Source organism: Pedobacter sp. P26 (assembly GCF_050632135.1).
Lineage (GTDB): Bacteria > Bacteroidota > Bacteroidia > Sphingobacteriales > Sphingobacteriaceae > Pedobacter.
The window spans coordinates 4,558,304-4,571,611 of the sequence record NZ_CP192574.1 but is presented as its reverse complement, the minus strand read 5'-3'; the positions used below and the strand labels follow the sequence as shown (position 1 = coordinate 4,571,611).

Below are 13,308 nucleotides of genomic sequence, written 5' to 3'. Positions count from 1 at the left end.
AAAATAAGATTTATATTTATAATCCACATGTCATATCGCATCAATGAGAATTTGGTTCAACAAAAATTTTGGTGTCAGCAAAAGTGAATTCAACGGATTGTTGTTTCTCGTCTCTATTATTGTTGTAATCAGGGTTATTCCAATTATATATGGCTACTACCAGCCAATTTCGAACGATGATCCAAATCTTTTAGCACAAATTCAGAAGATAACCATAACAGATCAGGCATATGCCAATACTATTCGCGATCGGATTGAAGATTCTAGCCCTCGGAAAACAGTTAAACTTTTTAAGTTCAATCCTAACAGTTTAGATGCAGAAGGTTGGCAAACTTTAGGTCTGTCGGCAAAACAAGCGCAATCAATTATAAATTATACCACTAAGGGCGGTAAGTTTTACAAAGCCGAAGATCTTCAGAAAATGTATACCATTTCGCCAGAAATGTATAAAAAGATATTGCCTTATGTTAACATACCTGATCAGCCCATCAATGCCTCAAGGAATTATGTATCTTTTGAAAAAAGGAATATGCTAAAAAAGCTGTTGTGATTGTTGATATCAACAAAGCAGACTCGACACAATTGGATGGTATTAAAGGTATTGGCGGAACTTTTGCCCTTAGAATTATTAAATACCGTGAACGTTTAGGCGGCTTTTACAAAAAAGAACAACTTCTTGAAGTTTATGGTTTAGATTCCGGTAAGTATGCCGAAATTAAAGATCAGATTGAAATCAGCAATACTCCATTAAAAACAATAAATATAAATACAGCAACTTTTAACGATTTAAAGCGCAATCCATACCTTTCTTTCAAACAGATCAATGCCATTATTCAATACCGTAAGCAGCATGGTAATTATGCTAACCCATCCGATTTAAAAAAGATCATCATTTTAAACCAGCAGGTTATAGATAAAATTACCCCTTATATTTCTTTTTAGAAACTTAGCGCCTGTTTAAATTTTTATAACAAAAATAAATGGCCTTTTGCTGTCACGCTGAGGGATAATTTAGTGTATAAATTCAATATAAATGCCAGTAAAATTTAATGGAAATAAATCTTCCCAAAGGATCGTCATTTCGGGAAGGCTTTTTCAGCCGACAGCCTGCCTCGATTTTCGGGGAAGCAATCTTTATAGCAAGGACACAAGCATGATAGATTGCTTTGTCGTTCATCCTTATAATGACCTTTATTTAAACAACTGATATTTAGTGTTGTTTTTTGACCATATAAGACATCTAAGGACCATATAAGCTTACATGTTCTTATATGGTTTGAAAGCCTAAAGGATTATTTAATGAATTAGATGTTCTTAGGTGTCTAAGGTGGTTAATTAAACTGCGTAGTCTTTAATTTTTACGACCACCTTAGACATCTTAGCTCAATGAGTTTTGCAGGATGCAAAATCTTAAACCTAATACGTTAGAAGCCGTATATAGGACTTCATTCCTATTTTTCAGGCCACAGACCTGATGGTTACTCGCAATGACGACCTTTTTTGGAGTCTGTCAATGGTAGAGGTGAGAATTTTTCAAATACATCGGAGAGCTGATAACAGATATACAAGGAGCGTCATTTCGACCGCAGTGGAGAACCCGAAGGCTCTGCAAAGCAAAATCTTTTAACGTAGTTCAAAGATTTCTCCATTTAGCCGCGCGTAGTCGATTGCTTTATTAATGCGTTGAAATGGTCTTCGACTACGCTCAGACTGACATATGAAATAAATTTTATTTTAAACATGCTCTTAAAAGCTTAAATTTTAAATGCGATTTGGAAAGCAATGATTGTGCTAATCGGTTTCGAAAGCCCTGCTTTACAATTACTCACCCGATTAAAAACCTGTGAAACAAGTAAGCACACAATAAAAGTAAAAACAAGTGCTTAAACCGGGATTTATGTTCGTTCCAATCAGGTTTAATTATGGAAGAACAGTACATTTAAACCCGAAATCATAGTGTCGGCCCGTGCCACCTAAACCTGATCGGAACGAACACGGAATGCAACGAAGTAAAGTGGAGAGCAGGGCTGAATAGTGCCAAATACTTCTGTACCTGATTTCCAAAAAAGATAACCCGGTTAAAAAATATACATTTCCTTTTCCAGGTTAGTTATAGGAGTTAATTGCTTGTAAGGTTTAAAACGAATCCATTTTCAACAAATATGTTGCGAAAAAGAGAATGTATACATCTGTTATCATTCCTTCAATTTCATCTATATTCGTCAAAAACTCCATATAACTAACTTATTCGGCTATAGTTGTAGGAAAAATAAAAAAAACTTTCTTCGTTAATTTCAAGGTTTAAAATTAACCGATAAACTAATTGAACCGAATACCATTTCATTCTGTAATTGCACGAATATTTAATGGTAACTAACTATGAAATAATTGATTATAATTGCCCCCGAACTAACTTAAAATATAAATTTAATGAGCGTAAGCTTCGATTTTTCAGAAACAGAAACTCAGCAAAGTGTAAAGGCTATGGTCCGCGATTTTGCAGAGAAAAATATTCGTCCAAATATAATGGAATGGGATGAGGCACAGCATTTTCCGGTCGAATTGTTTAAACAACTTGGAGAATCAGGCTTAATGGGCGTTTTGGTTCCCGAAGAGTATGGAGGCTCTGGATTGGGCTACCAGGAATATGTTGATGTGATTGTGGAAGTAGCCCGGGTTTGCGGTTCAATCGGCTTATCATTAGCCGCACACAACTCTTTATGTACTGGTCATATTTTGGCCTTTGCAACCGAAGAGCAGAAGCAAAAATGGTTGCCGAAGCTGGCTACTGCCGAATGGATTGGTGCCTGGGGTTTAACCGAAGCAAACACAGGTTCGGATGCCTTAAGGATGATGACTACTGCCGTTGAAGATGGTGAAGATTACATTATAAACGGCGCAAAAAACTGGATTACCCATGGCAAAAGCGGAGATATTGCGGTTGTGATGGTAAGAACAGGGGAGCAGGGGAGCTCGAAAGGGATTTCGGCCATTGTAGTAGAACGCGGTACACCTGGTTTTACTGCTGGGAAAAAAGAAAATAAACTAGGTATGCGGGCATCAGAAACCACAGAAATGATTTTTGATAATTGCCGCGTACCGAAAGCTAATTTATTGGGTAATGTTGGCGAAGGTTTTAAACAGGCGATGAAAGTGTTAGATGGCGGAAGGATTTCTATTGCGGCACTGGCTTTAGGTATTGCGAAAGGTGCTTTTGATGCAGCGGTAGCTTATTCAAAACAGCGGCAGCAGTTTGGTCAGCCCATCTCCAGCTTTCAGGCCATTAGTTTTAAACTGGCTGACATGGCTACAGAGATTGAAGCAGCCGAATTGTTGATCCGCCAGGCAGCAGATTTAAAGAACAGGCATTTGCCTATGACAAAAGAATCGGCCATGGCGAAATATTTTGCCTCAGAGGTCTCGGTAAGAGTAGCAACCGAAGCGGTTCAAATATTTGGGGGTTATGGTTATACCAAAGACTTTCCGGTTGAGAAATTTTATCGCGATAGTAAGTTGTGTACAATAGGCGAGGGCACTTCTGAAATACAAAAGATAGTTATTGCCAGAGAAATATTATCAAGGTAGAAGGTTTTAAGGTAGAAGGTTTAGGGCTATATTTGTTGAACCTTATACCCTAAGCCTTACGCCTTCAACCTTATATACAACAAACCAAATATATTATGAGTAATCCGGATGATTTAACCACTTCCGGATTTTTTTTGTTTTAAAATTTTGAAAACCAACTTTCAGTTGCCGGTGTTTTTACTAAATACTAAATACTAAATACTAAATACTAAATACTAGTTGGGTTTGGAGTGGGGAGTTTGGCGTTTGGCGTCAATTAACGGATTTAAACAATTAATCGATTAGAGATACTAACTAATGAACTAAAAATATGGCAAAGTATTCAGAAAAAGCTGGTGAGAAAGTAGAAAAAACCATGCACGAAATGAAAGCAGGTAAGCTTAAGAGCGGATCAGGTAAAAAAGTGATTTCCAAAAAGCAGGCAATTGCTATCGGATTATCCGAAGCCAAAAAAGCAGGAGCGAAGGTACCTAAAAAAGGTTAAAAGCTTAAAGACTAAAGACCAAAGCAAATAGGTTTGGTGCCTAAAACTATCTTCTCAGAGCTTTAATCTATGGATTTTTCGCTCTGAGCTTATTGCGGTATATCTTTCGAAGTTAAAATGCTGTCGACCACATAAACGCTAAATCCCCGCCATGGTAGGGAATGTTTATATTCTTTGTAGTGTAATTCGAAAAACTTACCACTGTTGGCCATCATTTTTTCAGCAATTTCCTGGTTAGCGATAGAAAATTCGAATTCGTTGTTCTGCAGCGTTCCTGTTTGCCGGGATTTTATTCCGCTTTGAATTAATTTGCCCTCGTATGTTTTAAATATATAGCCTTTTTTTACTACATAGTTTAACTCCCCAGCTTTAACACCTTCACCAAAAACAAAGAAATAACGGTAGTAACAAATTGCGATTAATGTGATAACAACTATAACTGCGATAATTGAACCTACTTTTTTGCCTGTTGTCATATATGATTATATATATAAATGTAGCTAAACAACACATAAGTTCAACTAATGATTTAAATAAAATTTCTTTTTATAAATCTTTCTCGTTTTCAATATTTTGCTTACATTTGCAGCCCCGATAACACGGGAAAATTTAAAAACCACGAGAGGAGGTATTTCAGCGTTATGATCATTATCAACATTAAAGACGGCGAATCATTAGATAAAGCCCTTAAACGTTTCAAGAAAAAGTTTGAAAAAACTGGTGTATTGAGAGAACTACGTAGTCGCCAGGCATACGAGAAAAAATCCGTTGCCCGCCGTACTGAAATTAAACATGCTGTTTACATTCAGAATATGAATCAGGATACAACTGCATAGTTGTTTAAGATATAAATACAGTAAAGTCCTTCCGATGTTAAATTGGGAGGACTTTTCTTTTTTAAAAGGAAATCAAAAACATTTCAATAAACGATTAGTTAATGATTTCTTTATATCAAAACTATTTGTAACTTCATATCAATGCCCCGCAAAAAGATATTGAATGTTGCTAAAAAGTTTTATCACCTATTTAACTCACGAGAAGCGCTATTCTCCACATACCATTACCTCTTATCAGGTAGATTTAGATCAGTTTGAAGTATTTACTAAGGCATTAGAACTGGATTTCCCTGAAGTTAAACATGCTCACCTGCGCAATTACCTGGTTGAGCTAATGGAAACGGAAAATTCGGAAAATACCATTAACAGAAAAATATCTGCTATACGAAGCTTTTATAAATTTTTACATAGAACCGGAGCGATTGATCAAAATCCTGCTGTTTTAATCAAAGCGCCAAAAATACCTAAAAGGCTGCCTGTATTTATAGATGCACAGAAAATGGATCATTTACTGGATTCGCAGCAATATTTCGATGAAAGTTTTCCTTCTGTTCGCGATCATTTGGTTATTGAACTGCTTTTTGGAACGGGTATCCGTTTAGCTGAACTGTTGCAATTAAAAGAGACTGATATTGATATTTATTCAGGAACGATAAGGGTGCTGGGTAAAAGGAGTAAGGAAAGAATTATTCCTGTGAATAAACAGCTTATCAATCAGATAAATACCTACATTGACCTAAAAAAGTTGCAAAACTTTAATAACAATTTGCTTATATTAATCGTTACCAATACAGGTGCAGCGGCATATCCGAAATTAATATACCGTATTGTTACCTCATACCTAAACCATGTATCAACCAATGAAAAGAAAAGTCCCCACGTGTTGCGGCATAGTTATGCCACTAGCCTGTTAAATGCAGGAGCAGATTTAAATGCGATTAAAGAACTTTTGGGCCATGCCAGTTTAGCAGCAACCCAGGTTTACACCCACAATTCGATCGAAAGATTAAAAACAATTTATAAACAAGCCCATCCAAAGGCGTAAAAAAAGGAGGAAAAATGAAAATCGGAGTTCAATCAATCCACTTCAGTGCAGACAGTAAGTTGTTAGATTTTATACAGAAGAAAGCAAACAAGCTTGATCAGTTTTTTGACCAGATCATTAGCGGAGAAGTGTATTTAAAGTTAGAGAACGTAGAGGACGAGGCTAATAAAATTAGTGAGATAAAACTGATTGTACCAGGAGGTACCCTCTTCGCTAAAGAACAATGTAAATCATTTGAAGAAGCCACAGATCTGGCAATCGAATCGTTAAGAAAGCAGATTACAAAACATAAAGATAAAACACGTGCAAAATTAAGTGAGCATAAAGCAATTTTAAGTGAGAGCGAAGCCGCTGATTATTAGTAAAGCACAAAAATATAATGCAAAGGGGCGGTACAGTTAAATGTACCGCCTTTTTGTTTTGGTGATAACTTCCCAGGTTACCGTCAATCGATGAAAATTGAAAGATAATTCCCTTCGGCGGCGTCATCTCGGGCGGAGTGTAACGTAGCCGGGAGATCTATCTTTAGAATACTTTTTATTTAGATCTCTCCGTTTCGCTGCGCTTCAGTCGAGATGACGACTTTTTTTATATTAGTTTCTTCAAATAATTTAAAGAAATCGGAAGCTATTCGTACAATTTCTATAAACCAATTTTAATTTTCTAAGCAATTCTCCGTGAAAAAATAGACCTCGAGATATAAATTTTAACTTTTATTGAGATTCATGCATTTGTTATTTTCTGTTCATTATTGTGATTAGAGGTGGTAATCATGTTTATTAGGACAATAAACATAAAAAAAATATTCGATTTTAAGAGATTGATTATTAAGCTCCTTCAGGTGTATGATGAGCACTAACTAAAAATAACTTCATTATTTTTTTCAAATTTATTTTGAACTGAAATATAAGTGTGTATATTTGCATTCCCTTTCGGAAACGGTGTTAGATCAGGAAGAAAAGGGTTGTTCTTTAAAAAGATAAAAGTTTTAAAAAACACGTTAATAGTATGAAAAATGAAGATTTTTCGTATCATTGCAGAAAATTTAAAGCCTCCTTAGCTCAGCTGGTAGAGCAACTGACTTGTAATCAGTAGGTCATTGGTTCGATTCCGATAGGAGGCTCTTTTTATTTTAAAGTGTTAGCATTTTAAAGTAAAAAATGGGGAGATTCCAGAGCGGCCAAATGGGACAGACTGTAACTCTGTTATCGCAAGATTTCGAAGGTTCGAATCCTTCTCTCCCCACACTTTAAATGAATGGCCAAATGTTTTAATGATAGAGTAATTCTCTCATTCTTTCATTCAATCAATCACTGGTTTTTAAAAGCGGAAGTAGCTCAGTTGGTAGAGCGATAGCCTTCCAAGCTATAGGTCGCGAGTTCGAACCTCGTCTTCCGCTCCAATAAAAATTAGAAAGTGGGCAGTTGTTGGTAACAGTTTTAATATAGTTAAAACTAAAAGCTGGAACTGGAAACTAAAAAGCCGACTTAGCTCAGCGGTAGAGCACTTCCTTGGTAAGGAAGAGGTCGTGGGTTCAATTCCCATAGTTGGCTCAGGTATAATAAAGCTTTGTTAAATCTGTTTAATAAGCAGAGTAGACAAGGTTTTTTGTGTTGAAATAACAATAAATAAAAAATAATAAAAAGTTAACCTACTAATTAGTTATAAATAAAATGGCAAAAGAAAAATTTGACCGCAGTAAACCGCACTTAAACATCGGTACAATCGGTCACGTCGATCACGGTAAAACAACTTTAACAGCAGCTATTACAAAAGTTTTGGCTGATGCTGGTTTAACTGAGGCACGTTCATTCGATTCAATTGACTCTGCTCCAGAGGAAAAAGAAAGAGGTATTACAATCAATACAGCTCACGTTGAGTATTCAACAGCTAACCGTCACTATGCACACGTTGACTGTCCAGGTCACGCGGATTACGTGAAAAACATGGTTACTGGTGCTGCTCAGATGGACGGTGCAATTATCGTTGTTGCTGCTACTGATGGTCCAATGCCACAAACTCGTGAGCACATCTTATTAGCTCGTCAGGTTGGTGTGCCTTCATTAGTTGTATTCATGAATAAAGTGGATATGGTTGATGATCCTGAATTATTAGAATTAGTAGAAATGGAAGTTCGTGAATTATTATCATTCTACGAATTCCCAGGTGATGATATTCCTGTAATCCAAGGTTCTGCATTAGGTGGATTAAACGGCGATCCTAAATGGGTTGGTAAAATTATGGAATTAATGGATGCTGTTGATAGCTACATTCCAATTCCTCCACGTTTAACTGATCTTCCATTCTTAATGCCTGTTGAAGATGTATTCTCGATCACTGGTCGTGGTACTGTAGCAACTGGTCGTATTGAGCGTGGTGTAATCAACTCTGGAGATCCGGTTGAGATCTTAGGTATGGGTGCTGAGAACTTAAAATCTACAGTAACTGGTGTTGAGATGTTCCGTAAAATCTTAGATTACGGTGAAGCTGGTGATAACGTAGGTTTATTGTTACGTGGTATTGAGAAAACTGATATCCGTCGTGGTATGGTAATCTGTAAACCAGGTTCAGTAACTCCTCACACTGATTTCAAAGCTGAGATCTATGTATTATCAAAAGCTGAAGGTGGTCGTCACACTCCATTCTTCAACAAATACCGTCCTCAATTCTATTTCCGTACTACAGACGTTACTGGTGAGATTTCACTAGCTGAAGGTACTGAGATGGTAATGCCAGGTGATAACGTTACAATCACTGTAAAGTTGATCAACGCTATTGCAATGGAAAAAGGTCTACGTTTCGCTATCCGTGAAGGTGGTAGAACAGTAGGTGCCGGTCAGGTAACTGAAATTTTAAAATAAAACCCCAACCCCTTAGGGGGCTTAGGTAAATAACGGAAAGCAAAGTGCTTGAATTCACTTAAGCATTTTGCTTTCTAAATACGGGAATAGTTCAACGGTAGAATAGAGGTCTCCAAAACCTTTGATCAGGGTTCGAATCCTTGTTCCCGTGCTCAAAACAATGGTTGAGTAATTGAATGAGTGAAGGATTGAATTTGAAAGTTTACTTTCGGATATTATCATTCACTCATTTACTCATTCAGTCATTCAATAAATTAAATATGGCTAAAGTAGTTGAGTTTATAAAAGAATCGTACGATGAAATGACCAATAAGGTTACATGGCCTACTTGGGGCGAACTGCAAAGTTCGGCAATTCTTGTATTAGTGGCTTCTTTAATTATTGCATTGGTTATTTTTGCAATGGATAAGGGATCGACATTTGTGTTAGATACTTTTTATAAATCACTTTCTAATTAATATTTACTAATGAGCGATCTAAAGTGGTACGTTGTAAGGGCTGTTAGCGGTAAAGAAAAGAAAGTAAAACAGTACATTGATGCTGAGATCAGCCGTTTAGGTTTCTCTCATTTGGTTCCTCAGGTTTTAATACCAATGGAAAAATATTACCAAATGAAAGATGGTAAAAAAATTGCCAAAGAGCGTAATTTTTATCCTGGTTATGTTTTAATCGAAGCTACATTAGATGGAGAATTAGAACATATTATTAAGGGCATTAACAGTGTTATAGGTTTTTTAGGCGATAAAGCCGGTAACCCTATCCCAATGCGCCAGGCAGAAGTGAACCGTATTTTAGGTGTGGTTGATGAGATGAGCGAACAGGGCGAAACCATGAATGTGCCTTATTATGTTGGCGAAGGCATCAAAGTGATGGACGGACCTTTCAACGGTTTCTCAGGTATTATCGAAGAGGTAAACGAAGAGAAGAAGAAACTAAAAGTTATGGTTAAAATCTTTGGGCGTAAAACACCGCTTGAGCTTAACTACATGCAGGTAGAAAAAGAGTAAAAAATTATTTAAAATATTTGAAAGCCCCGATCAATTCGGGGTTTTTTTATGCCTTTATTTTTTAGAGACATTTTTGTATTATTTGTTTGTAGCTTTGGATTTGTGGTATATTGGCTTAAATTATTTTACTATAAAATATTCTTTTTATGGTAACTATTAATGTAAATAACAATGGAAAAGAATCTATTTAACGAAAATCTATTTAAGATTTCACTCTCATTATTATGCATTTCATTTCTCTTGATACAGGGGGTAAAAAGGATGATGTTAATCAGGTAAGCTTAAACGATACCAATTTAAAAGTGCGAAAATCTGGGTACAGTTGAATTTAAAAAGGGTAGATACCAATCCGTTTACAACAATTGGGGAGGCTTACAAACATGACGCTTTATACTTCTAACCTAACTGCCAATCAACGTACTCAAATTGTAGATATTAACAATCGTCGCAAATCTAAGACTGTATCAAATAAATTAGGAACGTATTGCACACCTTAATCAAAATCAATATGCGAAGAAATATACTCATACTTTTAAGTCTTAGCTTTTCCATCTGCCAGGCTCAAGAGAAAAAGCCATCATTCGAGAAGGTAATAGAACATTATTTGTTTAAAAGCACATCCGATAGACTTTTTGATGCCCAAAAAAATCAAGCCTATATTTATAGCATGGGTATTTCATTTAATGATAAGGGCTTAATAGATACGCTTTACTTTTCTGATAAAATCGATTCTGTGGTTCGTGACATTTTTATGTTAGACGACCGAAAAGTAAAGTTGTTCAAATCCATAACCATCCCTTTTAAGGAATATGCAAATAGAATAGTTGTTTTAACCTTGTACCACTATAACAGTGAGGATGGAATGTTGGACTATGGTTTTGGTTTGCTCAGACAAGTTGAAAAACTATATCCAATAATAAACTCGTCTAAGCCTATTGTTTTGCACCAACCAATTGTTTTTGGCTTTATCAGGCATATCAATTAACCCTGAAAGGTATCAAAGTAATGGACTGACCTTTCAATGGTTTCTCAGGTATTATCGAGGAGGTAAACGAAGAGGAGAAAAAATTGAAAGTAATGGTTAAAATCTTTGGTCTTAAAACACCACTTGAGCTTAACTGCATGCAAGTAGAAAAAGAGTAAGAAAATTATTTAAAATATTTGAAAGGCCCGATCAATTCGGTTTTTTTTTTATGCCTTTATTTTTTAGATACCTTTTGTATTATTTGTTTGTAGTTTTAGATTTATTGGTATATTGGCTTTAAATTATTTTACTATAAAATATTCTTTTTATGGTAATTATTAATATCAATAACAGTGGAAAAGAATCTATTTAACGGAAATCTATTTAAGATTTCACTCTCATTATTATGCATTTCATTTCTCTTGATACAGGGATGTAAAAAGGATGGTGTTAATCAGGTAAGCTTAAACGATACTGATTTAAAAAGTGCGAAAGCATGGGTACAGTTCAATTTAAAAAGGGTAGATACCAATCCTTTTACCACAATGGCCCCCAACTGGGATGATATTTATACTACTACTCAGGATAACCAGACCATTATTGAGGTAGGCTTAAATAATCCAAATAGAATTTTTATTGGAGATAGTCCCAATGATGCCAATGAGCCCAGATTGGGTTTATCAAAAAGTAACATCAGATTGGTTTTAATTAAAAACACAGATAAAAATACAATCGTTGCCGGTTGTTATATGGCTATTGTAAATAATGCACAACTGAACAAACCAGAAAGCTTACATTATAAAAATGTAGGCAACTTAAACGGTAAAGTGTATTATTTTAATACTGATGGTAGTTTTAGCAATGGTTCGCTTTACGCCAACGGGCAAATTGCAAAAAGTACAGGCAAACTAAATTTATTAAATCAATCTTTATTAAATATAAAGCTGCAACGCGCGGATGCAAAAGAATTAAACCTAAGCTTAAAAGATAAATTAGTTGCAGTAAAATCACCCTGTGCTGATGGAGTAGAGATACCAATATGGGGGCAATCTTGTGTGGGGGCAGAGGGATATGAGGTGTGCTCGCCTTATATATCTGGTTTTGCTCATTTACCAGGAAGTTGTGATGGGGATTATGGCGATAATGAAGGATATGCCGGTACGCATGGGGGGTATGGAGGAGGTGGTACTACAAGTTCAAAGAAAGTTGATGTAGATCCTAATGCCCGGCAATGTTTAAAAGATATAAAAGCAGCATTAGAAGCATTGGGTATGAAAAATAGCAGTATAAGCGCAGGCTTAATTGCTAATGTATTGAATAAATTGAATTTGAGTACGGGCTCTAATTTTAATGGAATAATTACCGAGGGTAAACTAACAAGTAGTCATTTGGCTGAAACTGTTTGGATAATAAATCCGGACCCTAATCAGGGACTTCTTACTCAAATAAAGTTTAATTCAGATCATCTAAATAAGATGACGGATTTGGCTGTTGCAGCTACAATGATGCACGAATATGTACATGCTTATTTCGACTGGAACCTCCGTTTAATGAACGAGGGAAAAACTGGGTACGATGCTAATTTTGTAGCTAGTTATAACCTTTTATTTGACAAAAGCGGAATGCCCTTAAATGATCAGCTTGGAACTATTCAACATGAACAGATGGCGAATAGTTTCGCGACTTCAATTGGAGAAATGGTGAAAAAATATGCTGATGCTGAAGGGATAGGTTATCCTGCTGATCCTGATTATTTTAAGAAGATCGGATGGATTGGGTTAACCGGCACCCAGGCGGCAAAACATGCACCTTCCGGAACGCCATATACCCTCGCTGCTGAGCGTGGACAAGAAGGTACTAGTCCGTTAACCCAAAGCCTAAAGTGTAAATAGTAATTTCTAATCCGATGAAATACCAAATAATATTTGTTCTAATGTTGACGCTTCAGAGTTCAATGATTTCTGCTCAGAAAAAACATAATACTACGCCAATATATAAATACTTAAAAGCTAACGCGGATAGTACAATCATTATGAACTATGAAAGTAACTGGGAAATTAATCCTGAGTATTTCATGTTAAGCAAAAAAGGAGATACTATTAATGCTTACACTTACAAAATTGTTTCCAGTTTTGATCAGAGAATTGTGGTTCCACATAATTTGAGATATAGGCTATATCAAAATACTCAGGTTCCTGTAGATATAAATTCTTACTTTACCGCCAAATATTTATCTGCTGATAGCCTTAGGAAATTCTGGCAAGAACTTATTATGCTAAAACCATGGAATATCAACGATGATCAAGTAGATGGTGCTGGCTGTCCTATTGATCAGGGTAGTTTACAAAGGCAAATCCGTGATGCTTCAAGTACAAAGTTAACGCTAATAACAAAAAAAGTATTAAAGAGTTGAGTTTTTATGCTCCTCAATATTATGAAAAGGAAATATGTCCAGGTAGAAAAGGTAGGCAGGCAATTATAAAAATTGAGAATTTCTTTAAAACCTATTTCAAATATGAATGATAA

The 13,308-nt window shown here is 35.8% G+C and carries 14 protein-coding genes, 5 tRNA genes and 1 pseudogene; 19 read left to right on the top strand and 1 reads right to left on the bottom strand.

The features are described 5' to 3' along the window. Positions 1 to 43 precede the first annotated feature (43 nt). From ACQ86H_RS21200 to ACQ86H_RS21185, 4 genes are all read left to right on the top strand, one after another. Complete coding sequence (locus ACQ86H_RS21200; RefSeq protein ID WP_431292384.1) at positions 44 to 550, top strand: ComEA family DNA-binding protein; 507 nt, start codon at positions 44 to 46, stop codon at positions 548 to 550. Beyond that, positions 547 to 942, top strand: a complete 396-nt coding sequence (locus tag ACQ86H_RS21195; protein ID WP_431292383.1) for a ComEA family DNA-binding protein — start codon at positions 547 to 549, stop codon at positions 940 to 942. The genes ACQ86H_RS21200 and ACQ86H_RS21195 overlap by 4 nt, the downstream gene beginning before the upstream one ends. A gap of 1,488 nt (positions 943 to 2,430) precedes the next feature. After that, complete coding sequence (locus tag ACQ86H_RS21190) at positions 2,431 to 3,585, top strand: acyl-CoA dehydrogenase family protein (protein ID WP_138820624.1); 1,155 nt, start codon at positions 2,431 to 2,433, stop codon at positions 3,583 to 3,585. 310 nt (positions 3,586 to 3,895) lie between these two features. After that, complete coding sequence (locus ACQ86H_RS21185) at positions 3,896 to 4,069, top strand: DUF6496 domain-containing protein (protein WP_431292382.1); 174 nt, start codon at positions 3,896 to 3,898, stop codon at positions 4,067 to 4,069. An 89-nt stretch (positions 4,070 to 4,158) separates the two neighbouring features. Here the strand turns inward: ACQ86H_RS21185 and ACQ86H_RS21180 are convergent, their stop codons facing one another. After that, positions 4,159 to 4,545 (bottom strand): hypothetical protein, encoded by a 387-nt coding sequence (locus ACQ86H_RS21180; RefSeq protein ID WP_138820625.1) that lies wholly within the window; start codon positions 4,543 to 4,545, stop codon positions 4,159 to 4,161. A gap of 165 nt (positions 4,546 to 4,710) precedes the next feature. Between ACQ86H_RS21180 and rpsU the strand changes: the two genes are divergently transcribed. The 15 genes and pseudogenes from rpsU to ACQ86H_RS21105 all read left to right on the top strand — a co-directional run bounded on the left by rpsU (position 4,711) and on the right by ACQ86H_RS21105 (position 13,195). Next, positions 4,711 to 4,905, top strand: a complete 195-nt coding sequence (gene rpsU, locus ACQ86H_RS21175) for a 30S ribosomal protein S21 (protein WP_086549247.1) — start codon at positions 4,711 to 4,713, stop codon at positions 4,903 to 4,905. A 163-nt stretch (positions 4,906 to 5,068) separates the two neighbouring features. Continuing rightward, the gene (locus ACQ86H_RS21170) at positions 5,069 to 5,950 is read left to right on the top strand and encodes a tyrosine-type recombinase/integrase (protein WP_431292381.1); all 882 of its coding nucleotides are present in this window, start codon (positions 5,069 to 5,071) and stop codon (positions 5,948 to 5,950) included. Positions 5,951 to 5,964: 14 nt separating this feature from the next. Then, positions 5,965 to 6,312 carry a ribosome hibernation-promoting factor, HPF/YfiA family gene (gene hpf / locus ACQ86H_RS21165; RefSeq protein ID WP_025143266.1) on the top strand — a complete coding sequence of 116 codons (348 nt, stop codon included), beginning with the start codon at positions 5,965 to 5,967 and terminating at the stop codon, positions 6,310 to 6,312. Between the two features lie 688 nt (positions 6,313 to 7,000). Beyond that, positions 7,001 to 7,073: transfer RNA gene (locus ACQ86H_RS21160), tRNA-Thr, on the top strand. A 39-nt stretch (positions 7,074 to 7,112) separates the two neighbouring features. Next, positions 7,113 to 7,195, top strand: a tRNA-Tyr gene (locus ACQ86H_RS21155). 81 nt (positions 7,196 to 7,276) lie between these two features. Continuing rightward, positions 7,277 to 7,352: transfer RNA gene (locus tag ACQ86H_RS21150), tRNA-Gly, on the top strand. Positions 7,353 to 7,431: 79 nt separating this feature from the next. Beyond that, a tRNA-Thr gene (locus ACQ86H_RS21145) sits at positions 7,432 to 7,503 on the top strand. 120 nt (positions 7,504 to 7,623) lie between these two features. Then, on the top strand, positions 7,624 to 8,811 hold the full coding sequence (gene tuf / locus ACQ86H_RS21140) for an elongation factor Tu (protein WP_086545150.1): 1,188 nt from the start codon (positions 7,624 to 7,626) through the stop codon (positions 8,809 to 8,811). A gap of 80 nt (positions 8,812 to 8,891) precedes the next feature. Further along, positions 8,892 to 8,962 (top strand) — tRNA-Trp (locus ACQ86H_RS21135). A 109-nt stretch (positions 8,963 to 9,071) separates the two neighbouring features. Beyond that, positions 9,072 to 9,269, top strand: a complete 198-nt coding sequence (gene secE / locus ACQ86H_RS21130; RefSeq protein WP_025143264.1) for a preprotein translocase subunit SecE — start codon at positions 9,072 to 9,074, stop codon at positions 9,267 to 9,269. Between the two features lie 9 nt (positions 9,270 to 9,278). Then, complete coding sequence (gene nusG / locus ACQ86H_RS21125; RefSeq protein WP_025143263.1) at positions 9,279 to 9,818, top strand: transcription termination/antitermination protein NusG; 540 nt, start codon at positions 9,279 to 9,281, stop codon at positions 9,816 to 9,818. Between the two features lie 508 nt (positions 9,819 to 10,326). After that, entirely contained in the window at positions 10,327 to 10,803 is a 477-nt protein-coding gene (locus ACQ86H_RS21120) for a hypothetical protein (protein ID WP_138820628.1), read from the top strand. Positions 10,804 to 10,808: 5 nt separating this feature from the next. Further along, positions 10,809 to 10,961, top strand: a pseudogene (nusG, locus tag ACQ86H_RS21115) (transcription termination/antitermination protein NusG); the annotation flags it as partial. Positions 10,962 to 11,135: 174 nt separating this feature from the next. Continuing rightward, positions 11,136 to 12,674: a hypothetical protein gene (locus ACQ86H_RS21110; protein ID WP_138820629.1), complete on the top strand. Its 1,539-nt coding sequence runs from the start codon at positions 11,136 to 11,138 to the stop codon at positions 12,672 to 12,674. A gap of 14 nt (positions 12,675 to 12,688) precedes the next feature. Further along, positions 12,689 to 13,195, top strand: a complete 507-nt coding sequence (locus tag ACQ86H_RS21105) for a hypothetical protein (RefSeq protein WP_431292380.1) — start codon at positions 12,689 to 12,691, stop codon at positions 13,193 to 13,195. The last annotated feature ends 113 nt before the right edge of the window (positions 13,196 to 13,308 follow it).

What these genes read in the sequence shown, in the direction of transcription:
- ACQ86H_RS21200 (WP_431292384.1), top strand. Translation starts at nt 44, where the DNA reads ATGAGAATTTGGTTCAACAAAAATTTTGGTGTCAGCAAAAGTGAATTC.
- ACQ86H_RS21190 (WP_138820624.1), top strand. Translation starts at nt 2,431, where the DNA reads ATGAGCGTAAGCTTCGATTTTTCAGAAACAGAAACTCAGCAAAGTGTA.
- ACQ86H_RS21185 (WP_431292382.1), top strand. Translation starts at nt 3,896, where the DNA reads ATGGCAAAGTATTCAGAAAAAGCTGGTGAGAAAGTAGAAAAAACCATG.
- ACQ86H_RS21180 (WP_138820625.1), bottom strand. Translation starts at nt 4,545, where the DNA reads ATGACAACAGGCAAAAAAGTAGGTTCAATTATCGCAGTTATAGTTGTT.
- rpsU (WP_086549247.1), top strand. Translation starts at nt 4,711, where the DNA reads ATGATCATTATCAACATTAAAGACGGCGAATCATTAGATAAAGCCCTT.
- ACQ86H_RS21170 (WP_431292381.1), top strand. Translation starts at nt 5,069, where the DNA reads ATGTTGCTAAAAAGTTTTATCACCTATTTAACTCACGAGAAGCGCTAT.
- hpf (WP_025143266.1), top strand. Translation starts at nt 5,965, where the DNA reads ATGAAAATCGGAGTTCAATCAATCCACTTCAGTGCAGACAGTAAGTTG.
- tuf (WP_086545150.1), top strand. Translation starts at nt 7,624, where the DNA reads ATGGCAAAAGAAAAATTTGACCGCAGTAAACCGCACTTAAACATCGGT.
- secE (WP_025143264.1), top strand. Translation starts at nt 9,072, where the DNA reads ATGGCTAAAGTAGTTGAGTTTATAAAAGAATCGTACGATGAAATGACC.
- nusG (WP_025143263.1), top strand. Translation starts at nt 9,279, where the DNA reads ATGAGCGATCTAAAGTGGTACGTTGTAAGGGCTGTTAGCGGTAAAGAA.
- ACQ86H_RS21120 (WP_138820628.1), top strand. Translation starts at nt 10,327, where the DNA reads ATGCGAAGAAATATACTCATACTTTTAAGTCTTAGCTTTTCCATCTGC.
- ACQ86H_RS21105 (WP_431292380.1), top strand. Translation starts at nt 12,689, where the DNA reads ATGAAATACCAAATAATATTTGTTCTAATGTTGACGCTTCAGAGTTCA.